Genomic DNA, 24,754 nt, shown 5'->3' with positions numbered 1-24,754 from the left:
TGCGGCACGTATCGAGGAATCCCGAAGGGAGATTCGCGAGAACGAGCCGAATGAAAAGCGGGGCAGAGCCGTGCCGCGGAAAGCGAGCCGGTCTGCGTGGAGTGCGTGCCGCGCTGCGCACCGGCATGCCGGGTGACCGGCGGACGGGGTGCGGGGCAGGGGGGCCGGGGCGGCGCGTGGTGGACGCTGCCGCACGGCCGGACGAAGAGGCGGGCCGGCTGCCGGAGGCGTGCCGCCACCCGCCGCCCGTGCGGGCCGGTGGGAACCGACGGGGCACGGGGAGGGGAAATGCAACGAGCTGGGGCCCGCACCCCAAGGTGCGGGCCCCAGCTGCGTTTACGCGTCAGCGTCAGGCGGGAACGATGTTCTCGGCCTGCGGGCCCTTCTGGCCCTGGGTGACGTCGAAGGTAACCTTCTGGCCTTCCTGAAGCTCACGGAAGCCAGAGGAGGCGATGTTCGAGTAGTGAGCGAAGACGTCAGCGCCGCCGCCCTCCTGCTCGATGAAGCCGAAGCCCTTTTCCGCGTTGAACCACTTCACGGTGCCAGATGCCATATGAATTCTCCTTTGGGGCAATACCCGGAACCGCACTGTGCGATTGCCGGAGTCGCCGCGATGATTGCCCCGACCGGAAATAAAACCGGTTAAAGAAAAAGTGCACCCGCCGGAAAGATCCCGGTGAGAGCACTTGTAAGTTTTTGGGAACCACAACTGCAACTGAGATCACAGTAGCACAGGGGGGTCGGGCAGGCCGGGAAATGTTCGGCTCCCCGGCATGTCGGATCGAGGAATGTTCCGGGGGCTCCGACGAAATTCTGCATCTGCAAGTGCAGATATCCGTGGCTCAAAGTCATATAAACGCGTGTCGGCCGGCTCAGGAAACCCCGGGGCGCCGGTGCACCTGCTCGTTCAGGCGGAGGGCCTCCTCCAGCTGGTCCTCCAGCACGATGATCCGGCAGGCCGCGTCCACGGGCGTACCGCCGTCGACCAGCTCCCTGGCCCGGGCGGCGATGCGCAACTGGTAGCGGGAGTAACGGCGGTGGCCGCCCGAGGAGCGCAGCGGGGTGATGAGGCGGGCCTCGCCGATGGAGCGGAGAAAGGCGGGGGTGGTGCCGAGCATCTCCGCCGCCCGGCCCATCGTGTAGGCGGGGTAGTCGTCGTCGTCGAGGCTGTCGGCGATCGGGGACTTCTCAGAGGTCACACGAGAGACGCTAACGCCGATGCGCAGGCATGTCTACTCCGACCATGACAGCTTTTCTCCCGGAGGCACGCGCGGAGTTCTTGCCCCACTGCATTGCTTTTTTCCGCCGGACCGCCCGCATTTCGCGCCCTCGGACCGCCGCCGGCAATCCGGGGTGTTCAGCTCTCGTCCGCGGAGGGCCACCGGGCTCCGTCCGGCCGGCCCGCGAGCGCGGTCTGCGGCGTGAGCGACAGGCGTGCCGGGCCGGCGGTCTCAGTGGGCCGGGGCCGGGGCCGGGGCCGTTTCGGCGTCGGTGCGGGAGGGGGCGAAATGCTCGGCGCGGTGGGCCGGGGCGCCGCGGGTAGAGCCCAGCACCAGCCGGACCCAGCGGCCGTGCAGCGGCAGCGTCAGGCGGGGCAGCAGCGCGATTCCGGCCGCGATCTCCACGAGGCCGAGCGCCGCGGCCAGGAACGCCGTGGTCTGGCTGTCGACGGGGACGAACGTGAACCAGACGCTGTCCCAGGACTCGGGCAGGCCGTCCCACACGAACGGCAGGCTCAGGCCCCAGAGCCCGCCGAGGACGGCCGCCGCGGGAAGGAACGCCAGCAGCGGGCCGACCAGCGGGTTGACCAGGGTCCACAGCAGGTCCCGCCGCGTGGCGCCGTCACCGAGCGTCCGGCGGGCCCGCCGCAGCGCCCCGCCCGGGCCGCCGCCCGGGTCGGCGGCGTACGGGGACTCGACGCGGACCCCGGACCACCGTCCGGCGAGGGCGCGCTGGGTGCGGGCCTGCCGCCGGACCGCGTTCAACGCGCCCGGCAGGAGGGGGATGCCGACCCCGACGCAGCAGAGGCAGGCGACCAGGGACAGCCACACCAGCAGCAGGGCCTCGTACAGCGCCAGTCCCGTCAGCGCCACGCCCCGCACCAGCATGGTCACCGGTCCGCCGGGGTTCCGGCCGGTCTGCTCGATCCCACTCGTGCGTGCGCTCATCTGCTGCCTCGCTCCATGTCGGGCGCCGGTTCGGCGTGGTTCCAGCATGACGATCGGAGCGGGGGATCTCAGGGGTGCTAGTACCCCTCTACGGCACCCCTTCACGGAGTGGGCGCGGGGCCGGGCCCGGTGGGGAGGGAGAGGCCGGCGTAGATCTGGTTGAGGGCGGTGGGCAGCAGGGCCTGGGCCGTGGTCCGGCCGTCGGGCGACAGGGTCAGGTTCGTCCAGATGACGAGGGTCACGTCGTTGTCCGGGTCGTGGCCGATGAACGAGTTGAAGCCGGGGAGTTCACCGCCGTGGTAGTACATCGCGGCGGCGGGGGCGAAGCGCTGGTAGGCGATGCCGTACCCGTACTTCTGACCGTCGGGCGCGGCCGGGTCCTCGGCCCGAGGGCTGTCGAGCCACTGCTTCTGGGACCCCGCGTCCAGGACCCGGCCCGTCACCAGGGCCCGGATCCACGCGGCCAGGTCGTCGGCGGTGGAGACGGCGTTGCCGGCCCCGAAGGCGTACGAGGGGTTCTGGCGGGTGTAGTCCACGGGCGCGAGCTTCCCGGACCGGGCTTCGGCCTGCAGGGAGGCCGGGTAGGGCTGGTCGACCAGGGCGTAGGCCGTGCCGCCGTACATGTAGCCGTGGGAGTACGGGGCGGGCGGGGACAGCTCGTCGGGGGCGGGCAGCGAGGACCCCTCGAGCCCGAGCGGGGCGAACAGCCGGTCCTGGAACTGGCGCGTCAGGGAGCTGCCGCCCGCCTTCTCCGCGACCAGGCCCAGCAGCAGGTAGTTGGTGTTGCTGTACTCGTAGGAGGTGTCGGGCGCGAAGTTCGGCGGGTGCCGGAACGCGATGTCCAGCATCTGGCGCGGCGTCACGGCCTTCCCGGGATCGGCGTCCAACGCCTGTGAGAGCTCGGGGGCGTTGGTGTAGTTGTAGAGCCCGCTGCGCATCGTCAGCAGTTGGGCGAGGGTGATCCGGTCGCCGTTCGGCACGCCGTCGACGTACGCGGACACCGGGTCGCTCAGCTTCAGCCTGCCGTCCTGGGCGAGGAGGGTGACGAGCGCCGCCGTCATGGTCTTGGTGTTCGAGGCGATCCGGAAGTGGTCGGCGATGGTGGGCGGCCGGGACGTGCCGCGTTCGGCCGTGCCGGTGATCGCCCGGAAGGTTCCCTGCGGCGTACGGAGCAGGACCACCGCGCCGGGCACCATGAGCTCCGCCGCCGCCTTCTCGACGGCGGACTGGAAGGCGGCCGGATCGATGGGCCTGAGCGCCGACGGCGTGGGGGCGGGCGCCGGGGCGGGTGTCGGGGCCGGTGCGGAGGCGCCCGCCGTCGCCGCGGGGGTGGCCGGCGGGTGGGGGAACGCCGCGGCGGCCGCCCCGGGAGGCAGGGCGCAGACCGTGATGAGGAGCGCCGCGCACGATGCCGGCACGGTCACGCGCCGGGCGGCGCGGGAGGCCCGTATGCGGGCGGCCGGACGGCGGGGCGCGCGGTCCGGAGTGGGCGTGGCGTCGGCTCGGGAATCCCTCATGCCCGCATCACAGCCCTCGTGCTCGGCGGCCCGGCACCGCGGCAGGGGGGCGAGCGGCGGGCCGGAGCTACCACAACGGATCAATCCACCCTATTTCACATCGTTCGTTCCCGCGACGGTGTGATCCCGCGGGGTCCGGCCGCCCGGGGCCTCCCGCTCCGGGCCCGGCTCAGCCCACCGCCTTCGCGATGAGCGCGCCGATCCGCTCCTCGTCGGCGGCGGTGAGCTCCGTGAGGGCGAAGGCGGTCGGCCACAGGGTGCCCTCGTCGAGCCGGGCCAGGTCGCTGAAGCCGAGCGTGGCGTACCGCGTCTTGAACTTCTGCGCGCTCTGGAAGAAGCACACGACCTTGCCGTTGTCGGCGTACGCGGGCATCCCGTACCAGAGCTTCGGGGCGAGGCCCGGCGCGCTCGCCCTGACGATGGCGTGGAGGCGTTCGGCGAGGACGCGGTCCGCCTCCGGCATCTCGGCGATCTTCGCGAGCACCTCGCCCTCCCCGTCCGCCTTGGCCGCGCGCGGGCCGCGGCGCGCGGCGGTCTTCAGCTCCTTGGCGCGGTCCTTCATCGCGCCGCGCTCCTCCTCGGTGAAGCCGTCGTACGTTTCGCCGGCCGCGCCGGTGCGCTCGGCGGGAGCCTTCTCGTGCGTCATCGCGGGCTTCCTTTCGGAACGGGGGTGGGGGTCGGCCCGTGCGGGGGCGCGTCCGTCGCCGGCGCCTCCCGGTTCCTGACCGGTCGAGTCACCTGCTTCGCCACGCACGAGGGGATGCCCTCCACTCCGTCCGCCGCCTGGCGCCGGTAGACGCTGGGCGGCATGCCGACGAGCTCGGTGAAGCGGGTGCTGAAGGTGCCGAGCGACGAGCACCCGACCTCGAAGCAGACCTCGGTGACGCTCAGGTCGCCGCGGCGCAGCAGCGCCATCGCGCGCTCGATGCGCCGCGTCATGAGGTAGGAGTACGGGGACTCGCCGTAGGCCTGGCGGAACTGCCGGCTGAGGTGTCCGGCCGACATGTTCGCGCCGCGGGCGAGCGCCTCGACGTCGAGCGGCTGCGCGTACTCCCGGTCGATCCGGTCGCGTACGCGGCGCAGCCGCACGAGGTCGCTCCGGCGCTGCGCCGCGGTCAGTGCGCTCATCCACGCAGGATGGCACATGGGGGAACTCCTCCGGTGGGGTTCGGTGGCGGCTGCCGGACGGCTCAGCGGAGCTCTTGGATGCGGATCAGATTGCCCGCGGGGTCGCGGAACGCGCAGTCGCGGATCCCGTACGGCTGCTCCGTCGGCTCCTGGACCACCTCGGCGTCGGCGGCCTGGACCTTCTCGAAGGTCGCGTCGAGGTCCGGGGTGGCCAGCAGGATCCAGCCGTACGTGCCCTTGGCCATCATCTCGGTGATGGTCCGGCGCTCGTCGTCGGTGATGCCGGGGTCGGCGGCCGGCGGCGCGAGGAGGATGGACGTGCCGGGCTGCCCGGCGGGGCCGACGGTGATCCAGCGCATCGTGCCCTGGCCGACGTCGCTGCGGACTTCGAAGCCGAGGGCGTCGCGGTAGAACGCGACGGAGGCGTCCGGGTCGTCGTGCGGGAGGAAGGTGGCGTGAATGGTGAGGTCCATGGCCCTCACGCTAGTCCCGCCCGGTGGAGGGTGCTTCTCGATTCCTGACCGCTCTCGGGCCGGTGTCGAACGGTCGTCGGACCGGGGCCGCACGGTGGCCGGGGGCGTCCGGTGCGGGCGTGCGGATGCGGTCCGGGCGCGCGGATGCGGTCCGGGCGTTCCCGGCCGCGTCCGGTGGCGATGAAGGCCGCGCGGCGAGCGGTGCCCGCGGTTGCCGGCCGCCGCCCAGACCGTGACCGGTCGAATTTCGGCGCGCGGGCCCCCTGGGCGCTTCGTTGGCCGAAACCCTGCTACTGGCTGGTACACGGTCTGCGGTTTTGTGAACGGAGTGTGTCGCCGCGTCCGTCAGATTGGCCGGAACGGCGCGGCAAGGCATGCCTTCGTACCGCTCGGGTGCGGCTGGTCTCCCGGCCGGCGGATTCCTTGAGCCCGCCTGGAGATCAAGGGCCCGATGCAGGTCAGAGCCGGTTTCGGGACAGAAGTGCGGCCGTTTGTAAAGCTATTGACAGTCGCCGATCGCCCTTGCGATGTTTTGCTCGCCGCGCCGCTCGAACGAGTGGTCGGCGAGGGGGACGGGGAGGGAAAGTGGGCGCAGTGGGGGCGGTCGACGGACCGCGGGCAGACCGCCCGCGGGGCGCGGACAGCGCGGCGATCCTCGTGGTCGTCGGAGCCAATCCGACCGTCGCCTGGGAGGCGGCGACCCTGCCCGCCGAGGTGGTCCACGTACAGCTGCCCGGCGCACCCGCCCTCGGTCCCGAGGACCGCGTCCTCACCACCGACTTCCTGGACCCGGTCGCCTTCCGCGCGTTCACCGACGAGGTCCTGCGGCCCCTGGCCCCGGCCGCCGTCGTCTCCCTCACCGAACTCGGCCTGGAGCCGGCCGCGCTGGCCGCCCGTCGGCTCGGCGTCGCCGGTGTCGATCCGGCCGTCGTACGGGCGACCCGCCACAAGCTGGAGATGCGGCGCATCCTGGAGCGCCGGGCCCCGCACCTGAACCCGGCTTTCGCCGCGGGGGACGACCCCGAGGCGGTGGCGCGCCTGTTCGCCGCCTACGGCCGGGCGGTGGCCAAGCCCGTCGACGGCGTCGGCAGCACCGCCATCGCCCTGGTGGAGGGCCCGGACGCCCTCCCCGCGGAGCGGCGTACGGCGGCGACCCTGCTGGAACAGTTCGCCGAGGGGCGCGAGTTCAGCGTCGAGGCGCTCTCGGCCGGCGGTCGGCACACCGTTCTCGGCATCGCCGAGAAGGGCACCACGGACGGGTTCGTCGAAGTCAGCCACATGATGCCGCCGCCCTCCCTGGAGCCGCGCCGGCAGGAGCTCGTGGCCCGGGCGGTCGGCGAGCTGCTCGACGCCATCGGCCTCACCGACGGGCCCAGCCACACCGAGGTCATGGTCGACGGGGACAAGATCGTCGTGATCGAGACCCACACCCGGCTCGGCGGCGACGGCATCGCCGACCTGGTCCGTCTCACCACCGGCGTCGAATGGCGCCGCGCCGCCCTCGGCTGGGCGGTCGGCGCGGGCGTCGGCCGGGGTCCCGTCGCCGCGGCCGCGGCCGCCACCGTCTTCCTCACCGCCCCGCCGGGACGGGTCACGGCCGTCGCGCCGCCGCCCGGCCTCGCCCACGGGGACGTACACGCCTGGGACCTCTCCGTGCTCCCCGGCGACACGGTCCACCCGCTGCGCTCCTCGTCGGACCGCCTCGGCATGGCCGTCCTCACGGCGGCCGGCACCGACGCCTGCGCGGCGGCCGTCGCGGAACTGATCGCCCACCCGGTGGTCACCACCGCCCCCGGTCCGTCCCTCTGAGCGCGCCGGGCCGGACCGCCCCGGCCCGCTCCGCCTCCGGCCATCCGTACCGCTCCGCACGCACCGCACGCGTTCTCTTCGACGACGACACTCACCACACGGGGGACACATGTCTGTTCAGAACGATCCTATTTCTTACGATTTCCACGGTGATGCTCCGTTCTCGATGCCCTTCAAGGACATCAAGCCTGAGGAGATCCACATCTACCTCGACCTCGACACCAAGGTCGGGAAGAACACCTGCGGTCAGAAGTGCACCCACTGTTGGTTCGTCAACTACGAGAAGGTCTACGACAAGTCCTTCGCCATGGAGGAGGGTCCCCGGATCCTGGAGGGCCTCCAGTCGCACGGCTACCACGTCTACCCCCGCTACGTGGACAGCTTCGCCTACGACGGCGAGTTCATGCGGATCTACGGACCGGCCAACAACCGCGAGTTCCGCCAGGAGTCCGACCACAAGCCCACCGAGACCATGGAGAAGGGCGACGCCTGGACCAGCGGCCGCCCGCTGCTCGCCGACAACTGGACCGAACTGCTCGACCTGGCGTCGGAGAACGGCTACGGCACCATCTCGATCACCTACCACGGCGTGATCGACGAGAACCTCCAGGTCACCGACCACAAGACGTACCCCATCAAGGGCGTCTTCTCCGGCGCGGACACCGAGGAGGTGCTGCGCCGCATCGCCGCGTACAACGAGGGAGTCGACCCCGAGAACGCCTTCCGCGTCAACATCGGCGTCACCGTCGGGCGCCACAACCACGGCCGCACCTCCCTGGAGCGCTACGCCCACTACTTCAACAAGCTGGGCGTGGCCACCGTCCGGTTCAACAACTTCACCGACCACGGCGGCCGCCACCCCGAACTGCGCCTCTCCCGCGAGGAGATCGAGCAGGCGTACCGCGACTTCAAGTGGATCCACGAGTCCGTCCCGCTCGGCTTCCAGCTCGGTGTCAGCGAGGACTTCGGAACCTTCGGCATCAAGGCCATGGGCTTCCCGAGCCACGTCGGCTGGTGCCGGGCCGGCCGTCAGCTGTTCGCCGCCATCCCCGCGCAGGAGGAGGTCCTCTCCGACGGCCCCGAGGGCCGCCGCGAGAAGATCGGCGACGTCGTCGGCTGCGTCAACACCTTCGAGCCGCACCTGGGGATCCTGGTCCGCACGGTCACCGCGAGTGAGCCGGGCGAGTCGGGCGGGTCGGGTGAGCGCCACACGTACGACGTGGAGTTCGACCACGACGAGATCGAGGCGTTCACCGCCAAGCGGCTCTCCGGCACGTACAAGGACGGCTGCTTCGCCACCGAGCTGTCCGAGGAGCTCGGCCTGATCTCCCGCGTCCCCGAGCGGCGCCGCCTGCCGCTCCTCGTCGACTCCCAGTCCTGACCCCGAGAGGAGCCCGCCGCGATGCGCCACGTCCTCGTCTTCGCCAAGACGCCCTACGCCAAGACCCCGTACGACCAGTGGCTGGCCGGTTCGGGGATCGTCCCGGTCATCGTGACCGCGGCCGAGTACGCGGCGGGCTACTCCCACCTCCCGCACGTGCACGCCTTCCCCGCGTACGACACGAACCAGCTGGTCGAGAAGACCGCGCTGCGCCTGGCCCGCGAATTCGCGGTCGAGGCGGTCTTCGCCCGCGCGGAGGCCGACGTCGTGCGCGCGGCCCAGCTGCGCGAGCTGCTCGGCCTGCCGGGCCAGCACACCGCGAGCGCGGTCGCCTTCCGCGACAAGGTGGTCATGAAGGACCACCTCGCGGGCGGCCCCGTCGACGTGCCCGCCTACCGGCGGCTCGACTCGGCGTACACGGCCCTCGCCTTCGTCTCCGAACACGGCTATCCGGTCGTGGTCAAGCCGGTGTCGGAGTCGGGCTCGCTGGGCGCGGCGATCATCCGCGACGAGGCGGACCTGGACGCCTACCTGGCCAGCCCGTGGCGGGGCGCCAGCGAGATCGAGGCGTTCGTGCCCGGCCAGATGTACCACGTGGACGGGCTGGTGGCGGGTGGTGAAGTCGTCTTCGTCCACCCCTTCCGCTACCTCAACGACTGCCTGTCCTTCCGGGACGACGACTGGGTGGCCAACCTTCCGCTCACCCCTCAGGACCCCTCGTACGACCGGCTGGTCAAGGGGGCGCGGGCGGTGCTCGCCGAGCTGCCGACCCCGCCGCAGACCGCCTTCCACGCCGAGTTCTGGATCACGCCCGACGACCGGCTGGTGTTCTGCGAGATCGCCAGCCGCACCGGCGGCGGCATGATCAGCGCGATGGTCCGGCACGCGTTCGGGATCGACCTGGACAAGGAATGGCTGTACGCGGAGTGCGGCCTGCCGTCCACCCTGGGCGCCCCCGCGTACCGGCCGGCCGGGGCCCTGTGCATCCCGCCGCGGAACGGGGTGCTGGAGCGGCTGCCGGCGGACGGGAGCGGCCAGGGGTCCGGTGCCGCCACCGGGGCCGATGCAGGCGCCGAACTGCCCGACTGCGTACGGGAGGTGACGCTGACCGGGGCGCCCGGCCAGGAGTTCCACGGCGGGGTGAAGTCCGGGCTGTTCCTGGCCGGCTACGTGGTCGACGGGGACACGGAGGAGGATGTGGCAGCCAATCTCGAACGCGTGGCGGGCTGGTTCTCCGACAACACCCGGTGGCGGCCCGCCGATTCCTCCGGAGGTACCGCATGAGCGCGACGACACCCCACGACACCGCCGCCGGACCGGCCGGCCCGCTCGCCGGCCCGCTCGTCGGGGCCGGGGAGCTGGCCGCACGCCTCGGGGAGGGCGTGGTCCTCTTCGACGCCTCCGTCGGCGCCCACCGGGGCGCCGCCGCGCGGATCCCCGGGGCCCGGCCCTTCGACCTGGACGGCGAGCTGTCGGACCACGCCTCGGCGGTGCCGCACACCATGCCCGGCGCGGGGGCGCTCACCGAGGCCCTGCGCGCGCTCGGCCTGCACGACACCGACACGGTCGTGGTCTACGACGCGCAGGGCGTCTACTCCAGCGCCCGCGCCTGGTGGATGCTGCGCGCCGTGGGCTTCGACCGGGTCGCCGTCCTCGACGGCGGCCTGCCCGCCTGGACCGCCGCCGGCCACCCGGTCGAGGCGGTGCCCGCGGCGTACGACGGCCCGCGCGGCACCTTCACCGCCCGGCCCCGGCCGGGCCTGGTCGTGGACGCCGACACCGTCGCGGAAGCCCTCGCCGACCCGGCCGCCGCCGTCCTCGACGCGCGGACCGGCGGGCGGTACGCGGGCACCGCGCCCGAACCGCGCCAGGGCCTGCGCGGCGGGCACATGCCGGGCGCCGCCAGCCTCCCGTTCGGGGAGCTCCAGCGGGACGGCGGCCTGATGCGGCCGGTGCCGGAGCTGCGCACGGCGTTCGAGGCGGCGGCCGGGGACCGCGAGCGGCTGTACTTCAGCTGCGGCTCCGGGGTCACCGCCTGCGTCCTGGCGCTCGGGGCGACGCTGGCCGGCTACCGCGACCTCGCCGTGTACGACGGCTCGTGGAGCGAGTGGGGCCTGCCCTCGGACCGTCCGGTGGTCACCGGCGCGGCCGTCGGCGGACCCGCCGCCCTGCCGGGCGGTGGGGCGGCCGGCAGGGCCGCGGGCGGGGGCGGCTCGCCGTGACCGCGGGACGGCGCGGTGCCGGGCTCACCGCGAAGTGGCGGATCTTCACCGGCCTGCCCGCCGGCCTCAAGGCCCTGATCGGCCTGTCCTTCGTCGTCGCCCTCGGCAGCTACATGGTCACCCCGTTCATCGGGGTGCTCATGGTCGAAGCCGTCGGCATGGACATCCGGGTCGCCGGGGTGCTGGTGGCCGTGGCCACCTTCATCCAGTTCGGCGGCAGCATCCTCGGCGGCGCGGTCGTGAACCGGCTCGGGCTCAAGCGGACCATGGTGGGCGCGCTCGCCCTGCGCACGGCCGGGCTGGTGCTGCTCGGGGTGGCCGTGAAGGTGCCCTGGGTCGCGTACCCGGCCGTCGTCCTCGTCGCGGCCGGTCCGGCGCTGTACCTCCCGGCGAACAAGGCGTACATCGTCACCAGCGTCTCCGACGACCTGCGCCCGCTCTTCCTCGGGGTGAGCAGCGCCGCCCTGAACGCGGGCATGGGGCTGGGGCCGCTGCTCGCCGCGCTGCTGATCGACGCCGACCCGGTCGTGCTGCTCGTCGGCCTCGCCGGCCTCTTCGCGCTGATCACCGCGGCCCACCAGGCCGCCCTGAAGCCGCTCGCGCGCCGGCCGGCCGCGGCACCCGGCACGGCGGCGGTCCCGGCCACGGCCGCGGCCGGCGCCGGGGGGCGGACCGGGAAGCGGGCGGCGCTGCGCGGCGCGCTGCGCCCGGTCCTCTTCACCGGTCTCGCCTTCTACCTCTTCTTCTTCTTCCAGAGCTTCATCGGCCTGTACGCGGCTCGCATCTCCCACGTCCAGGTCCTGGGCTGGGTGATGCTGCTCAACTGCGCCATGGTGGTGCTGCTCCAGCCGGTGCTCGCCGACCGCATCGCGCGCGCCGACTACCGCCTGCTGGTGGTCGGCTCGTTCGTCCTGATGGGCCTCGGCATGGCGGCGATGGCCCTCGGCGGCACCCCGGCCCTGCTGGCCGGTACGGCCCTGTTCACCCTCGGCGAGGTCTTCCTCTTCCTGCGCTGCGACCTGGAACTCGTCGACCGGGTACCGGACGATCCGGCCTTCGCGTTCGGCGTGCAGCGGCTGACCGCGGGCATCGGCGGGCTCCTGGCGGGCGTCGTCGGCGGGTTCGTCTTCGCCCACTACGAGGCCGCCGGGAACCTGGGCGCGTTCTGGCTGGTGGTGGCCGCGCAGTGCGCGGGCGCGGCCCTGCTCGCCCTGCTGCTGGCCGGCGGCCGCCGCCGGCCGGCCGCCCCCGAACCGCCGCTGCCCGACCCGGCACCGGCCGAACCGGCGGTGGCCCGGTGAACGGGCCCGCCCCGGCGCGGGAGCCGGTCGGTGACGCCGCCCCGGCGCGGGAGGCGGTGCACGCGTCCGCTCCCTCGCGGGAGACGCGGTTCGTGCACGCCGCCTCCGATCCGCGCCGCCAGGGCGGGTACGTCAACCCGCCCGTGCACCGCGCCTCCACCGTCCTCTACCAGGACACCGCCGAGATGGACGCCTCCCAGGCGGACCCGCTCAAGCGCGGCCCCCAGGTGTACGGCCGCTTCGGCACCCCCACCGGCCGCGCCTTCGAGGAGGCGCTGACCGAGCTGGAGGGCGGCCACGCGGCGGTCGCGACCTGTTCCGGCCTCGCGGCGATCACGACGGCGATCCTCGCGTACGTCCGTTCCGGCGACCACATCCTCGTCAGCGACTCGGTCTACCTGCCGACCCGTAAGTTCTGCGACTCGCTCGCCGCGCTGGGCGTGGAGACCGAGTACTACGACCCGGCCGCGGGCGGCGCCGCGGTCGAGGGGCTGATGCGCCCCGCGACCCGGCTGCTGTACCTGGAGTCCCCGGGCTCCACCACCTTCGAGGTGCAGGACGTACCGGCGCTCACCGCCGTCTGCCGGGCCCGGGGCGTGGCCACCGTCGCGGACAACACCTGGGCCACGCCCGCCTTCTGCCGCCCGATGGCGCTGGGCGCGGGCGTGGACGCGGTGGTGCACTCCGCGACGAAGTACCTGACGGGCCACGCGGACAGCATCCTCGGCGCGATCGTCTGCACCGAGGAGAGCTACCCGGTCATCCGCGGCGCGGCGATCCGGCTCGGCCAGTGCGCGAGCGCCGACGACGTGTACCTGGGCCTGCGCGGTCTGCGCACCCTCGGCGTACGGATGGGCTGGCACCAGGACCAGGGGCTGGAGCTGGCCCGCTGGACCGCCAAGCAGGAGGGCGTGGCCGCCGTCCTGCACCCGGGGCTGCCCGAGGACCCCGGCCACGACCTGTGGCGCCGCGACTTCACCGGCGCGGCCGGGCTGTTCGGGGTGGAACTGGAGCCGCGCTTCGGCAAACCGGACGTGGACGCGCTGCTCGACCGGCTGCGGGTGTTCGGTCTGGGGCACAGCTATGGCGGCTACGAGAGCCTGGTCGTGCCGGCCGACCCGGTCTCCCACCGGCTGCCGGGCACCTGGGCGGGCCGCGGCCCGCTGATCCGGGTGCACGTCGGCTTCGAGGGCCTGGACGACCTGAAGCAGGACCTGACGGCGGGCTTCGAAGCCCTGCTCGGACCCCGCTAGCCGGGCCCCGGACCGTGCCCGTGCCCGCGCCCGCGGGTCAGGGGCGGCGGGCGCACCACACGGTGCGCTCGGTGCGGACCGCGAGGTCGTCGCGGCGCAGGAGGCTGCCGGGGCCGCCGGTGTCGAGGAGCCGGTCGAGGGAGGCGAGGTCCTCGGCGGCCAGGGCGGGTGCGGCGGTGGCGCGCAGGCGCTCCAGGCCGCTGAGGGCGTAGCGGCCGACCGCCTCGCTGCCGGAACCGTCGACGTGCACGGTGAGGGTGCGCTCGTCCTCGACGGTGAACCCGGCGGCGGCCAGCTTCGGTCCCCAGTCGGCGCCGCGGTGCGGCACGTGCGCGGCGTGGTGGTGCGCGAGCGCGGCGTGGCAGCGCTCCTCCAGTCCGGGCCGGTCCTCGGGGGCGTCGGCGGGCAGGAAGCGGGGGAAGCCGGCCAGCTCGACGACGGCGAAGAGGCCGCCGGGCGCGAGCAGTCCGTGGACCGCGCGCAGGGTGCGGTCGGGCTCCGCCATGTGGTGCAGCGAGGCCGACGCCCACACCAGCTCGGGACGGCCGGCGCCGGGGCGGGCGAGGTCGGGCCAGTCCGCGTCGAGATCGGCCCGTACGGTGTGCACCCGGTCGGTCAGGCCGAGCTCCAGGGCCCGCTCCCGCAGCCGGTGCAGATGGGGGGCCGACGCGTCGACGGCGGTCACCTCGGCGTCGGGGAAGCGGGCGAGCAGGGCAAAGGTGCCGGTGCCGGTGCCGCATCCCAGGTCCACGATGTGGCGGGGGCGGGTCAGGACGGGCAACCGTGCGGTGATGTCGGCGGTGTGCCCGGCGAGCACTTCCGCGTCCAGGTCGAGGATCTCGGCCTGGTCGTCGGAGCCGGGGACGGAGCCGGGGGCTGGTCGGGGAGCGGGGTGCGCACCGTCGTGGGGCGCGTGCGGAGAGGCGTGGGTCATGACGCCCACGGTAGGAGGGTCATGCCGTTTCGGCAGCATGCTTCCCGGAGTACGCAAGACGACGGCCTGTTCCGCTGCCGAACGCGCAAGGCCGGAGGCTGCCGCCCGCTCCCGCGCCGCCGGCGCCGTTCCGGCGTCAGGCGTCGTCGCTCTGGTGGCCGCGGCGGGCGTCGCGGTCGAAGACGCCCAGGATCTCGCAGGGCCCGCCCTCGGCGCCGATGGCGTGCGGCAGCATCGTGGGGAACTCCACCGCCTGGTTCGTCTCCACGCGCAGGCGGCGGTTCCCCAGCAGCAGGACCGCGGTGCCGGACAGCACGACGAGCCACTCGCGGCCCGGATGGGCCCGCATCCGCGCGGGACTGTCGGGCGGCGGGTCGGTCATGCGCCGGCGTACGACGGTCATGCCGGGCTCCGCCTTCATGGGCCAGCGCATGACCCCGTGGGCCGCGTCGATCAACGGGTTGGTGACGATGTCGTCGGCGGCGGTCTCCACGAGCTGGTCCAGGGACGTGTCCAGGGCTCGGGCGAGGGTCACGAGCTGGTCCAGGGCCAGGCGGCGCCCGCCGTTCTCGATGCGGCTGAGCGTGGACTGGCTGATGTGGGCGCGGGAGGCCAGCTCCGCCAGGGACCAGCCCTGTGCCACGCGCAGGGCCCGGATCCGCCGGCGCACCAGTTCGTCCAGCCCGCCGTCTTCTTGCGTCACGGGCGACAGCGTATGACCCCGCCGCACGGCGCGCGCCCGCGGCCGGCAACAACGTCGAGCCGGCCGCGCGGTCGCCATCGCACCCTTCGGCGCGTCACGAGCGGCCAGGCCGGTCCGTACGGCCGGTCAGCCCTGTCCGTTCGCATCGGTCCACGAACGGAGCTTCTCCGGGTTGCGCACGGCCCAGATCCGGGTGATGCGGCCACCGGCGAGACCGAACGCCGCCACGGTCACGGTGACGCCGGCGTGCTGGGCGACCAGGCCGGGCAGGCCGTTGACCGTGCGTTCCAGGAGGACCAGTCCCGGCGCCTTGTCGGCGATGTGGGCCAGGTACAGGGCGATGCGCGCACTGCCCTCGACGGGGCGCAGGACGGTGCCGACCAGCCCGCCGCCGTCGGCGGTCATCGTCGCGTCGGGGTCGAGGAGGCCGACGAGGGCCTTGATGTCCTTGGCCTCCCACGCCTCCTTGAAGTCCCGTACGAGTCCCGCCTGTCCGGCCGTCGAGGCCGTCGCCGCCGACGGGGGGCGTGCGGCGTGGACGCGCCGGCGGGCCGAGGAGGCGAGCTGCCGGCAGGCGGCGGGAGTCCGGCCGACGATCTCGGCGACCTCCGCGAAGGGGTAGCGGAAGACGTCGTGCAGGATGAACGCCACGCGTTCCGCCGGCGTCATCGCTTCCAGCACGACGAGGAAGGCCATGTTCACCGACTCGTCCAGGGTGATCCGGTCGGCGGGGTCGCCCGGTTCGGCGCTTCCCCCGCCCGCCCGTCCGCCGACCCACTCCGTACGGTCGGGGACCGGCTCGGGTATCCACGCGCCGACGTAGCGCTCGCGCCGGACCCGCGCCGAGCCGAGCACGTCCAGGCAGATGCGCCCGGCCACCGTCGTCAGCCAGGCACCGGGCGACGCGACGGCCTCCCGCCGCTGCGGCGACATCGCGTACCAGCGGGTGTAGGTCTCCTGCACGGCGTCCTCGGCCTCGGCCAGCGAACCGAGCAGCCGGTAGGCGAGGTTGATCAGCTGGCGCCGCTCGGCGACGATCACGCTCAGGGCCGGCTCGGGCCGGCCCCGCACTGCCTCGGATGGGGTGCTCATGGTCGCGACCGCTCCCTGGTTCTGCTCGTCCGCTTCGGCTTCCGGTACTCCGACGAAACACCGCACCGGATCGTGAGTTCCGCCCTCCACCTCACCTTTCGCGGGCCCGCGTCGTCGGACCGGCGAGACACCGAAGATCCGACGATCCACCGCCGCGAGGCAGAAGAGGGGGCCGCGCCATGGCCACGCAGACGACGGCAGTACCGGGCCGCATCACGTTCCCGCAGGTCGCGATAGTCCTGCAGACCGCGGCCCTGTTCTTCCAGGCGGCGACCGCCGGACTGCTGCTGTCCTCGTCGTCCGGCGCCGCCCTCCACGACGTCGGCTCGCGCGTGATGTACGGCGCGTCGATGTTGTACGTGCTCGCCGCGATCCTGGCATGGCGCCCGGGCGGCGGCTCGCCCCTTCCCGTCCTGTACGCCTCCGGCTTCCTCGTCCTCGCCTCGGTACAGGTGGTGCTGGGCATCACGCACGTGGCCTCCCTCCATGTCCCCCTGGGCATCCTGATGTTCGGCCTGAGCGTGCTGGACTTGGCCCGGGCGCTGACCCCCCGCCGCCGCGCACAGCGCTCCGGCGACCCCCTCTAAGCCGTCGCCTCCGCCTGGGTGCGGTTCCGGGGCTGCTGCCGTACGACGCGACGGCGCCGGGACGGCACGCCCACCGTCGGGTGGGCCACGCCCCAGGCCGCGCCCTTGCAGATCAGCTCCTTGTAGACAGCGGCCACGCGGCCCGTGAGCGCGCTGTCGACCGCCCGGTCATCGGCGCTGACGAACTGGATCAGCCCCTCCTTGCGCCCGAGGGAGACGCACTGCTGGAAGTAGCGGATCGAGGAGTCGGGGACCTTGGTGCCGGCGAGCCGGGCGGCGATGGCGTCGGCCGCCTGCCAGGCCATGGGGACGCCCGAGGCGCAGGACATGCGCAGGGGCTTGCCGCCCGGGCCGGTCGCCGCCGCCGCGTCGCCCACGGCGTACACGTCCGGGTGGGACACCGAGCGCATCGTGGTGTCGACCACGATCCGGCCGTCGTCGGCGACCTCCAGGGCGGTGGCCGCGGCGATCGGGTGGACGGCGAACCCGGTGGTCCAGACGGTGATCCCGGCGGGGATGGTCCGGCCGTCGGCGGTCGTCACGGCGTCCGCCGCCACGGCGCCCACCTCGGTGTGCTCGTGGACGGTGATGCCGAGCGCGTCCACCACCTTCCACAGGTGGGCGCGGCCCTTCGCCGAGAGCCAGTCGCCGAGGGCGCCGCGGGCGGCCAGGGCGACGTCGAGGTCCGGGCGGGCTTCGGCGATCTCGGTCGCGGCCTCCAGGCCGGTCAGGCCGCCGCCGACCACGACCACGGGCCGGCCGGCGTCCAGGGCGGCCAGGCGGCCGCGGAGGCGGAGGGCGCCGGGACGGCTGGAGACCTCGTCCGCGTGTTCGGCGGTGCCGGGGACGCCCCCGTCGTTCCATCCGCTGCCGAGGGCGTACACGAGCGTGTCGTACTCCAGCTGCTCCAGCTGCTGTCGCGCCTGCGGCCCGGGGCCGTCGGCGGCGGCGAGCGTCACGGCCTTCCGGTCCACGTCCACGGCGGTGACCTCTCCGAGCTTCACCTCCACGCCGGTGCCCGCGAACATCTCGGCGAACGGCCGGAGCGCGAGGTCCTGGCCGGCCGCGACCTGGTGCAGCCGTACCCGCTCGACGAAGTCGGGCTCGGGGGTGACGAGGGTGATGGCGACGTCCGAGCGGTGCAGCCGCTTGGCGAGACGGCCGGCGGCGGTGGCTCCGGTGTAGCCGGCTCCGAGGACGACGATGCGGTGCTGCATGTCCGTGCTCCTGTCTGGGCGGGGGCCGCCGGTGTCCGGCGTGTGTCGCCCCTTGAACCGGACAGCCCCCCATTCCCTGACAGGATCGGAACGTGACCTGCGCCACACCTCCTCAGAGGGTGTGGAGCGGGCCCTCCGGGTGGTCCGCGGCGGCCCAGAGCCCGGTCGCGCGGACGAGTTTGTCGGGGTTGACCTGGGCGCGTACCGCGGAGATGCCCTCCGCGGTGACCTCCAGGGAGATGATCCCGACGACCCGGCCGTCCACGACGGCCACGAGGGCGGGCCCGCCGTTCGCGGTCGCGGGGTAGATCTCGGCCGCGCCGCCGACGTGGGCCCGCTTGGCCGCGCTGGGCTTGAACATGCCGCGCAGGAACGTGGCGACCGCGAGCGCGCCCTCGAACGCCTTCGCGCGGGCCGGGACCTTCCCGCCGCCGTCGCCGACCGAGAAGGCGTCCTGGGTCAGCAGGCGTACGAGGGGTTCGGTTCGGCCACTGGCCGCCGCGGACAGGAACTCCTCGACGATCCTCCGGGCAGCGGCCCCGTCGATCTCGGCGCGCGCCCTGCCGTCCGCGATGTGCTTCTTGGCCCGGTGGTAGATCTGCTGGGAGGCGGCCTCGGTGATGTCCAGGATCTCGGCGATCTCCCGGTGCGGGTGGTCGAAGGCCTCGCGCAGCACGTACACCGCCCGCTCGCCCGGCGACAGACGCTCCAGGAGCACGAGGACGGCGTACGACACCGACTCGCGCTGCTCGGCGCTGTCGGCCGGGCCGAGCATCGGGTCCCCGGCGAGCAGCGGCTCGGGCAGCCACTGCCCCACGTACGTCTCGCGCCGGGCACGGGCCGAAGTGAGCACGTTCAGGCACCAGTTGGTGAGGACCTTCGTCATCCAGGCCTCGGGCACCGCGATCCGCCCCACGTCGGCCGCCTGCCACCGCAGGAACGTCTCCTGTACGGCGTCCTCGGCCTCGCTCGACGAGCCGAGCATCCGGTAGGCGATGGCCTCCAGCCGGGGCCTCGCCGCCTCGAACCGGTCCACGTCACTCATGATCAGCGCCATGCCCGGATCCTAGAGGCCCCCGTACGAGAACGGCAGACGGGGTGCAGTCGGGCCCGGAGCCGGAAGGGCCGGGCGTACGTGCCGTCCGGGGCCGGCTCCAGGGCCCCGCAAGGCATGCGGTTCAGATACTCGTCCATGCGTCGAAGAAGGCTTCCCGCCGGGTCGGATCGGCGGATTTGTGGTCCGCGTGCAGGACGCGCCAGGCGGTGAGTTCGAGGTCCCGGAGCCACAGCTCGCCGATGACCTGGGTTTTGAGGTCGGGGAGGTGGTCGGACTCGGCGAGTGCCTGGCCGATGACCTCTCCGGCCGCGATGCGCTGGGGCGGGGTCATCTCGTCGCAGGCCGAGAGGATTTGCCCGGCCAGGCCGGTGCCCTCTCCTGCCAGCGAGCTCAGCACGTACGCCTTGATGTGGGCGGGCAACAGGTAGAGCGAGCCCGAGGACCTCCACAGGTCCGACCAGAAGCGCTCCCCGGACTCGGTGGGGGCGGGTAGCGCCGCCAGCAGCCCGAGGAGGTGTGCGGTGGCCGCGTACCCGTCGGAGTGGGCCGATGCGACGACGGCGATGTCCGCGACGCGCTCCACGTCGATGCGGCCGGCTTCGAGGCGTGGGTCCAGTCCCAGCCGCTGTTCCAGCTGATGGGAGACGGGGGCGGACGCGGGGGAGCGAAACTCGGGAAGCATCGGCGGTCCTTGGACGTAGGAGAGCGGAGAGGCCCGTTCGGAAGCCCAGATCGTTCCCCTGGCCCGCCCGATTACACGGGTTCCGCGACCCCGGTTGGCGGAAGACCGCGAGGACCGCAACCAGGAGGCGGCCGAATGAACCGGCCGCGCCCGGCGATCCGTGCCGCCGGCCGACTGCGGCACACCTCACCCGATGCCGCTCAGGGCCGGCTTCTAGCATGAACCCATGGTTGCCAGCGATGCCCAGCAGTCCGAGTCAGGACGGGACGCGGTGTCCCGGGACGACGCCGAAGCCGGCAGTGTGCTCTCCGTACCCACGGATGGAGGGCGCGAGGGCTCCCCGCCGGCCGCCGACCTGCTCGAGCGAGCGGCCGATCTGGTGGAGCCGGTCAAGCCGAAGCTACGGGGCTGGCTTCACGCCGGCATGGTCCCCGCGTCGCTGGCCGCGGGCATCGTCCTCATCTGCCTGGCCGGAACACCGCAGGCCACTGTGGCCTGCACCGTGTACGCCGTCACTGCCTGGCTGCTGTTCGGAACGAGCGCCGTCTACCACCTCGGCACCTGGGGACCGCTCGGCGAGGCCGTCCTGCGCCGCCTCGACCACGCCAACATCTTCCTGATCATCGCCGGCACCTGCACCCCTCTCGCCGTGCTCCTCCTCGCCCCTGACCAGCGGTCCGTCCTCCTGTGGATCGTGTGGACGGGCGCTCTGGCCGGCATCGCCTTCCGCGTCCTGTGGATCGGAGCGCCCCGCTGGCTGTACACACCCTGCTATCTGGCCCTGGGCTGGGCACCGGTGCGCTACCTGCCCGACTTCCTGCACAACGGCGGCGCGGCCGTACTCACCCTGGTGGTGACGGGCGGGCTGCTCTACAGTGCGGGCGCGGTCGTGTACGCCCTCCAGCGCCCCGACCCCTCACCCCGCTGGTTCGGGTACCACGAGGTGTTCCACGCCCTGACGGTGGCGGCCTTCACCGCGCACTGCGTCGCCGTCTTCCGCGCTGCCCTCTGAGCACACGACGACGCGCTGCCCGCCTGCCTGCCCGCCTCGTTGCGCGGGGCCGGTACGTGGCCGACCGGCTTGGGGGTCAGGGCGCGAGCGGGCGGCGGAGGGAGACGTAGTAGCCGCCGACCGCGGACAGGTAGTCGTGGTCGGCTGTCTCGCTGTCGGTGGTGAACCGGGGCGCGGCCTTGATCTCGTCCTGCGTGGCCGAGACCTTCACCGTCTGCTCCTCGGTATCGATGCGGGTGATGGCGCCGGCCGGGATCAGGACGCTCCTGCCGAACACCCACACGCCGGTGTCCACCACCAGGTGCTGCATGCCGGGCTGGTCCTGCTGCCGGTCCGCGTGCCCGATGACACCGTCAGCGGCTTCCACGGTGAATCCCACCAGTGACTGCCCGGACGCGTAACCGCTGTCCTGCGCGTACATCCACACTCCGCTCACCGACTGTCTCCTCGTCCTCGTCCTCGTCCTCGGCGGCGAACGGCGTGGTGGCTCGGTGCACCACTCCTTCGCACCCGCCGACCGCATGCCCCTCTGCTCGGCGGGCAACCGAGTCCCCGGAGGATTCCGGCCGTGCGTGCTGGGACTGATGGAGGGGTGGACCTCGTCGACGACGCGGCGACCGCGCGGCGCTCCGTTCAGCGCGCAGGCCGCGGCGAGAAGGCCTACGCGTCGCGGTGGTGCGAACGTCGCCCTCAGGAGGGTCCGCCGAGGCCGTGCGTCTGCGCGCCCCCGTCACCTCGTCGGTACTCGGCGTTGATGCGCTGGGCTTCTTCGAGCTGGTCTTCGAGGATGATGATGCGGCAGGCGGCCTCGATGGGGGTTCCCTGGTCGACGAGTTCGCGGGCGCGGGCGGCGATGCGCAGCTGGTAGCGCGAGTAGCGGCGGTGGCCGCCGTCCGAGCGGAGCGGGGTGATGAGGCGGGCCTCGCCCAGGGCGCGGAGGAAGCCTTGGGTGGTGCCGAGCATCGCGGCGGCCCGGCCCATGGTGTAGGCGGGGTAGTCGTCGTCGTCGAGACGGTTGAACGAATCGTCTGCTGTCATCGAACATCTTTCCGGAACGCGTGGAGGGGCCCTGGTGCCTATGGCACCAGGGCCCCGAAGGAACTGCTACACCATCTGCCGGCCCTGATACTGCGCCGGCCTTCTGTTTCCGCCGACCCGGCCTGGATGCTGCCGGGAGTGCGGGGATCGCGGTTGCTTGACCGGAGACCACCTCACTATCGATGTCCTGCGGTACCCGGGCTTCCAACTGCCGGCCCGGGCGATCCTGATGGCGCTAAGCTCCTCCGTTCTTCCCTCGGTGATCAACTGCTTACCAAGCGGTGGACTGTGTACTGCTGGTGATGCTTCTGTTGTACTGCGCACTGCTAACCGCTTGTCCTGCTGGTGGTGGCCCCTGATCACTGCGGGCCGCCCGGTCCGGTCGTCAGTCCCGTCGCCGTCCTGCAACAGCCCTGGCTTCGGAACTCCACCACCGCACCGTCCTGCGTACTGCTCGTGGCCTGACCGAGCGCCACGTTTCGGCAGCCAGCCCCGTTGCCCGTCCTGCGTCTGCTCTGGCTTGGAACCCCACTGCCGAACCTCCTGGTGCGCGCGCCCGCAGTCGACGCCTTCACCAAGGTGCTGCTCACTGACTTCACTGCTGGGTACTGCTCGTGGTGGCCCCTGATCACTGCGGGCCGCCCGGTCCGGTCGTCAGTCCCGTCGCCGTCCTGCGACAACCCTGGCTTCGGAACTCCACCACCGCACCGTCCTGCGTACTGCACTTACGGGTACTGCCTGTACTGCTGCCCGGCAGTTCGTCTCTGCCAGGCCCTGCTGTCTCTCTGGGCTACGAGAGAAACCATAGCCACGTCACCGTCCAATGTCTACTCCGGCCGGGATAGATTTGCTCGTGGCCGGTCAGGAGGTAATCGAGGCCGGGGCCGGGTCAGGGGAACTGGGGCGGCCGAAGAGGAGGTCGTAGCCGGGCGGGAGCTGGAGCAGGACCTCCCGGGTGAGGCCCTCGCCCGCGGCGGCGGCCACGGTGGCGAGCACGGCGCCGATGTCCCACAGGGCCGTCTTCTCGGTGGCGCCTTCGATCCAGGCCGCGGTCGCGCGGACGAAGCGCTCGGGCGGGAGCGGCTCCGCGGCCTGCAGGGGGTTGAGCAGGATCAGCGCGTACGCCTCGGGGAGCCGGGCCGCGAGCTCGGCCCGTACGGTGCCGACGAGGTGGGCACCCAGCAGAGCCAGGACGACGCGGGCCACCCGCTCGGCCTCCGGGACGGTCGCGTACCGGCCCTGCTCCTGGACCCGGGCCAGAAATACTTCGTGTCGCATCGGCATCACGTCACCTCCGGAACGGAGCGAGGAGCGGAGTGCGGGGCGCGGAGGACGGGATGCCGGAGGGGGCGGTCCCCCGTCCTCCGTCGGCGGGTGGGGGCCGGCTCAGCCGGAGATCTGCTGGTGCCCGTCCGTACGGCTGATGCTGACCTTCCGCGGCTTGGCGCGCTCGGCGATCGGGATGCGCAGGGTCAGGACACCCGCGTCGTAGTCGGCCTGGATGCGCTCGGTGTCCAGGGTGTCCGCGAGGACGACCTGGCGGGAGAAGACACCGAGGGGCCGCTCGGAGAGCTCCATCTGCACGGTGTCGGCCTTCGCGGCGGGACGGCGCTCGGCCTTCACCCGCAGCATGTTCCGCTCGACGTCGATGTCGATCGCATCGGTGCTCACGCCGGGGAGGTCGAAGGCGATGACGTACTCGTCGCCCTCGCGGTAGGCGTCCATGGGCATGGCGGACGGCTTCGACCAGGTTCCGGACGTACCCGACAGCTGCTGGACGATCCGGTCCATCTCGCGGAACGGGTCAGTGCGCATCAACATCGCGAAACACCTCCAGTTGGTTCGGGCAGAAACTGCCAATGCGCTTCAACGTGCATCCGTTGTAACATGTCATCGAAACGATGACAAGTGAGATGTCACCCGGAGGGTGACGAGGGTGAGGGTCGGTCGGTCCGGGTCCAGACGCGGCTCAGGGCCGCGCGGCACACGCCGCGCGGCCCTGAGCCGGTATTCCTGGGATCCCACCGTCATCGCACATGTCTGCTGGTCGGACGCCCGTGAACTGTATGGACAGTCGTGGGCACCGATCGCTGTGGCAGCGCGGGCGGGGTGGGGAGGGTCAGGCCGGGGTGATGTTCTCGGCCTGGGGGCCCTTCTGGCCCTGGGTGACGTCGAACGTCACGACCTGGCCCTCCTGCAGCTCTCGGAAGCCCGAGGAGTTGATCGCGGAGTAGTGGGCGAAGACGTCCGGGCCGCCGCCGTCCTGGGCGATGAAGCCGAAGCCCTTTTCAGCGTTGAACCACTTGACAGTTCCCGTAGCCATGTCTGATGCCTTCCAGTCGATGAACGCCTCCCGCTCCATGCGGGAGGCGGAGGTGATCGTCCTGGTTCCTGCGGCACAGCACAGCAAAACACCCACACCAAGGCGTGGGCAAAGGGACTTCCGAACCACGACAGCTGACGCAGACGCTACACGCCTCCAACGGCTCGTCACCAGAGGGAATGAGGCGCGTCACGGTCCCGCGCACACGGGTGGGGGTACCCCGCCGGGACCGGCGGGCGCACCCGCCCCGCCGCCGTGCGCGGGCGCCCTTCGGGCGCTGAGAGGCGGTTCCCGGCACGGGGCGGAACGCGAGGAGGGGCCCTGGTGCGTACGGCACCAGGGCCCCGAAGGAACTGCTACACCATCTGCCGGCCCTGATACTGCGCCGGCCTTCTGTTTCCGCCGACCCGGCCTGGATGCTGCCGGGAGTGCGGGGATCGCGTTTGCCTGACCGGAGACCACCTCACTATCGATGTCCTGCGGTACCCGGACGCAGACTCGGTCCGGGCGATCCTGATGGCGCTTCAACTCCTCCGTTCTTCCCTCGGTGTCACCTACGTGCCAAGCGGGAACTGCGTACTGCCGGTACTTCTCTCACTGCTGTACTGCCAACCGCTCGTACTGCTCGTGGCCTGGCCGAGCGCCACGTTCCGGCAGCCAGCCCCGTCGCCCATCGTGCGTCTGCTCTGGCTTGGAACCCCACTGCCGGACCTCCTGGTGCGCGCGCCCGCAGCCGACGCCTTCACCAAGGTGCTGCTCACTGACTTCACTGCTGGGTACTGCGCTTACGGGTACTGCCTGTACTGCTGCCCGGCAGTTCGTCTCTGCCAGGCCCTGCTGACTTTCTGGGTTACGAG

The 24,754-nt window shown here is 72.5% G+C and carries 26 protein-coding genes; 8 read left to right on the top strand and 18 right to left on the bottom strand.

Going from position 1 to position 24,754, the window contains the following annotated elements:
* Positions 1 to 349: 349 nt before the first annotated feature.
* The 7 genes from ACFWW8_RS26815 to ACFWW8_RS26785 form a co-directional block, all read right to left on the bottom strand.
* Entirely contained in the window at positions 350 to 553 is a 204-nt protein-coding gene (locus tag ACFWW8_RS26815) for a cold-shock protein (RefSeq protein ID WP_030011983.1), read from the bottom strand.
* 319 nt (positions 554 to 872) lie between these two features.
* Complete coding sequence (locus ACFWW8_RS26810; protein ID WP_386532056.1) at positions 873 to 1,136, bottom strand: MerR family transcriptional regulator; 264 nt, start codon at positions 1,134 to 1,136, stop codon at positions 873 to 875.
* Positions 1,137 to 1,451: 315 nt separating this feature from the next.
* Entirely contained in the window at positions 1,452 to 2,168 is a 717-nt protein-coding gene (locus ACFWW8_RS26805) for a sensor domain-containing protein (protein WP_386532049.1), read from the bottom strand.
* Positions 2,169 to 2,269: 101 nt separating this feature from the next.
* Positions 2,270 to 3,685: a serine hydrolase domain-containing protein gene (locus ACFWW8_RS26800; protein WP_386532047.1), complete on the bottom strand. Its 1,416-nt coding sequence runs from the start codon at positions 3,683 to 3,685 to the stop codon at positions 2,270 to 2,272.
* Positions 3,686 to 3,854: 169 nt separating this feature from the next.
* Positions 3,855 to 4,331 carry an iron chaperone gene (locus ACFWW8_RS26795; protein ID WP_386532045.1) on the bottom strand — a complete coding sequence of 159 codons (477 nt, stop codon included), beginning with the start codon at positions 4,329 to 4,331 and terminating at the stop codon, positions 3,855 to 3,857.
* A complete protein-coding gene (locus ACFWW8_RS26790) occupies positions 4,328 to 4,813 on the bottom strand; it encodes a helix-turn-helix transcriptional regulator (RefSeq protein ID WP_386532043.1) in 486 nt (161 codons plus the stop codon). Before ACFWW8_RS26790 ends, ACFWW8_RS26795 begins: the two co-directional genes overlap by 4 nt.
* Before the next feature lie 62 nt (positions 4,814 to 4,875).
* Positions 4,876 to 5,286, bottom strand: coding sequence for a VOC family protein (locus ACFWW8_RS26785; RefSeq protein WP_386532041.1), 411 nt, complete (start codon positions 5,284 to 5,286; stop codon positions 4,876 to 4,878).
* A 585-nt stretch (positions 5,287 to 5,871) separates the two neighbouring features.
* On the opposite strand from ACFWW8_RS26785, the gene ACFWW8_RS26780 reads away from it, so the two are divergent.
* The 6 genes from ACFWW8_RS26780 (at position 5,872) to metC (ending at position 13,252) form a co-directional block, all read left to right on the top strand.
* The gene (locus ACFWW8_RS26780; protein ID WP_386532039.1) at positions 5,872 to 7,095 is read left to right on the top strand and encodes an ATP-grasp domain-containing protein; all 1,224 of its coding nucleotides are present in this window, start codon (positions 5,872 to 5,874) and stop codon (positions 7,093 to 7,095) included.
* A gap of 166 nt (positions 7,096 to 7,261) precedes the next feature.
* Positions 7,262 to 8,476, top strand: coding sequence for a radical SAM protein (locus ACFWW8_RS26775; RefSeq protein ID WP_386532037.1), 1,215 nt, complete (start codon positions 7,262 to 7,264; stop codon positions 8,474 to 8,476).
* A 21-nt stretch (positions 8,477 to 8,497) separates the two neighbouring features.
* Complete coding sequence (locus ACFWW8_RS26770) at positions 8,498 to 9,760, top strand: acetyl-CoA carboxylase biotin carboxylase subunit family protein (RefSeq protein WP_386532036.1); 1,263 nt, start codon at positions 8,498 to 8,500, stop codon at positions 9,758 to 9,760.
* Complete coding sequence (locus tag ACFWW8_RS26765; RefSeq protein ID WP_386532034.1) at positions 9,757 to 10,698, top strand: sulfurtransferase; 942 nt, start codon at positions 9,757 to 9,759, stop codon at positions 10,696 to 10,698. The genes ACFWW8_RS26770 and ACFWW8_RS26765 overlap by 4 nt, the downstream gene beginning before the upstream one ends.
* The gene (locus tag ACFWW8_RS26760) at positions 10,695 to 11,999 is read left to right on the top strand and encodes an MFS transporter (RefSeq protein ID WP_386532033.1); all 1,305 of its coding nucleotides are present in this window, start codon (positions 10,695 to 10,697) and stop codon (positions 11,997 to 11,999) included. Before ACFWW8_RS26765 ends, ACFWW8_RS26760 begins: the two co-directional genes overlap by 4 nt.
* The gene (gene metC / locus ACFWW8_RS26755; protein ID WP_386532031.1) at positions 11,996 to 13,252 is read left to right on the top strand and encodes a cystathionine beta-lyase; all 1,257 of its coding nucleotides are present in this window, start codon (positions 11,996 to 11,998) and stop codon (positions 13,250 to 13,252) included. Before ACFWW8_RS26760 ends, metC begins: the two co-directional genes overlap by 4 nt.
* A 37-nt stretch (positions 13,253 to 13,289) precedes the next feature.
* On the opposite strand, the gene ACFWW8_RS26750 is transcribed toward metC, so the two are convergent.
* The 3 genes from ACFWW8_RS26750 to sigJ (ACFWW8_RS26740) all read right to left on the bottom strand — a co-directional run bounded on the left by ACFWW8_RS26750 (position 13,290) and on the right by sigJ (ACFWW8_RS26740) (position 15,981).
* Positions 13,290 to 14,186: a class I SAM-dependent methyltransferase gene (locus ACFWW8_RS26750; RefSeq protein ID WP_386532029.1), complete on the bottom strand. Its 897-nt coding sequence runs from the start codon at positions 14,184 to 14,186 to the stop codon at positions 13,290 to 13,292.
* 136 nt (positions 14,187 to 14,322) lie between these two features.
* Positions 14,323 to 14,889 (bottom strand): helix-turn-helix domain-containing protein, encoded by a 567-nt coding sequence (locus ACFWW8_RS26745; protein WP_386532027.1) that lies wholly within the window; start codon positions 14,887 to 14,889, stop codon positions 14,323 to 14,325.
* A gap of 126 nt (positions 14,890 to 15,015) precedes the next feature.
* Positions 15,016 to 15,981 (bottom strand): RNA polymerase sigma factor SigJ, encoded by a 966-nt coding sequence (gene sigJ, locus ACFWW8_RS26740; protein ID WP_386532025.1) that lies wholly within the window; start codon positions 15,979 to 15,981, stop codon positions 15,016 to 15,018.
* 179 nt (positions 15,982 to 16,160) lie between these two features.
* Between sigJ (ACFWW8_RS26740) and ACFWW8_RS26735 the strand changes: the two genes are divergently transcribed.
* The gene (locus ACFWW8_RS26735) at positions 16,161 to 16,568 is read left to right on the top strand and encodes a hypothetical protein (RefSeq protein WP_386532024.1); all 408 of its coding nucleotides are present in this window, start codon (positions 16,161 to 16,163) and stop codon (positions 16,566 to 16,568) included.
* Here ACFWW8_RS26735 and ACFWW8_RS26730 read toward each other — a convergent pair.
* The 3 genes from ACFWW8_RS26730 to ACFWW8_RS26720 all read right to left on the bottom strand — a co-directional run bounded on the left by ACFWW8_RS26730 (position 16,565) and on the right by ACFWW8_RS26720 (position 19,524).
* A complete protein-coding gene (locus ACFWW8_RS26730; protein WP_386532022.1) occupies positions 16,565 to 17,785 on the bottom strand; it encodes an NAD(P)/FAD-dependent oxidoreductase in 1,221 nt (406 codons plus the stop codon). The two genes, ACFWW8_RS26735 and ACFWW8_RS26730, sit on opposite strands and share 4 nt — an antisense overlap.
* A 112-nt stretch (positions 17,786 to 17,897) precedes the next feature.
* Positions 17,898 to 18,842 (bottom strand): RNA polymerase sigma factor SigJ, encoded by a 945-nt coding sequence (sigJ, locus tag ACFWW8_RS26725; protein ID WP_386532020.1) that lies wholly within the window; start codon positions 18,840 to 18,842, stop codon positions 17,898 to 17,900.
* 121 nt (positions 18,843 to 18,963) lie between these two features.
* The gene (locus ACFWW8_RS26720) at positions 18,964 to 19,524 is read right to left on the bottom strand and encodes a hypothetical protein (protein ID WP_386532018.1); all 561 of its coding nucleotides are present in this window, start codon (positions 19,522 to 19,524) and stop codon (positions 18,964 to 18,966) included.
* A 226-nt stretch (positions 19,525 to 19,750) separates the two neighbouring features.
* Between ACFWW8_RS26720 and ACFWW8_RS26715 the strand changes: the two genes are divergently transcribed.
* The gene (locus ACFWW8_RS26715; protein ID WP_386532017.1) at positions 19,751 to 20,536 is read left to right on the top strand and encodes a hemolysin III family protein; all 786 of its coding nucleotides are present in this window, start codon (positions 19,751 to 19,753) and stop codon (positions 20,534 to 20,536) included.
* Between the two features lie 76 nt (positions 20,537 to 20,612).
* On the opposite strand, the gene ACFWW8_RS26710 is transcribed toward ACFWW8_RS26715, so the two are convergent.
* The 5 genes from ACFWW8_RS26710 to ACFWW8_RS26690 form a co-directional block, all read right to left on the bottom strand.
* The gene (locus ACFWW8_RS26710) at positions 20,613 to 20,972 is read right to left on the bottom strand and encodes a PRC-barrel domain containing protein (RefSeq protein ID WP_386532015.1); all 360 of its coding nucleotides are present in this window, start codon (positions 20,970 to 20,972) and stop codon (positions 20,613 to 20,615) included.
* A 254-nt stretch (positions 20,973 to 21,226) separates the two neighbouring features.
* On the bottom strand, positions 21,227 to 21,574 hold the full coding sequence (locus ACFWW8_RS26705; RefSeq protein WP_386532013.1) for a MerR family transcriptional regulator: 348 nt from the start codon (positions 21,572 to 21,574) through the stop codon (positions 21,227 to 21,229).
* 861 nt (positions 21,575 to 22,435) lie between these two features.
* A complete protein-coding gene (locus tag ACFWW8_RS26700; protein WP_386532012.1) occupies positions 22,436 to 22,858 on the bottom strand; it encodes a DUF2267 domain-containing protein in 423 nt (140 codons plus the stop codon).
* 102 nt (positions 22,859 to 22,960) lie between these two features.
* Positions 22,961 to 23,395: an Hsp20/alpha crystallin family protein gene (locus ACFWW8_RS26695; protein WP_386532010.1), complete on the bottom strand. Its 435-nt coding sequence runs from the start codon at positions 23,393 to 23,395 to the stop codon at positions 22,961 to 22,963.
* 298 nt (positions 23,396 to 23,693) lie between these two features.
* Positions 23,694 to 23,897: a cold-shock protein gene (locus ACFWW8_RS26690; protein ID WP_030303412.1), complete on the bottom strand. Its 204-nt coding sequence runs from the start codon at positions 23,895 to 23,897 to the stop codon at positions 23,694 to 23,696.
* Between the last annotated feature and the right edge of the window lie 857 nt (positions 23,898 to 24,754).

It is taken from the genome of Streptomyces sp. NPDC058701 (assembly GCF_042715295.1).
Classification (GTDB): Bacteria; Actinomycetota; Actinomycetes; order Streptomycetales; family Streptomycetaceae; genus Streptomyces.
The sequence above is the reverse complement of the archived record's forward strand: the minus strand, read 5'-3'. Positions and strand labels throughout refer to the sequence as shown.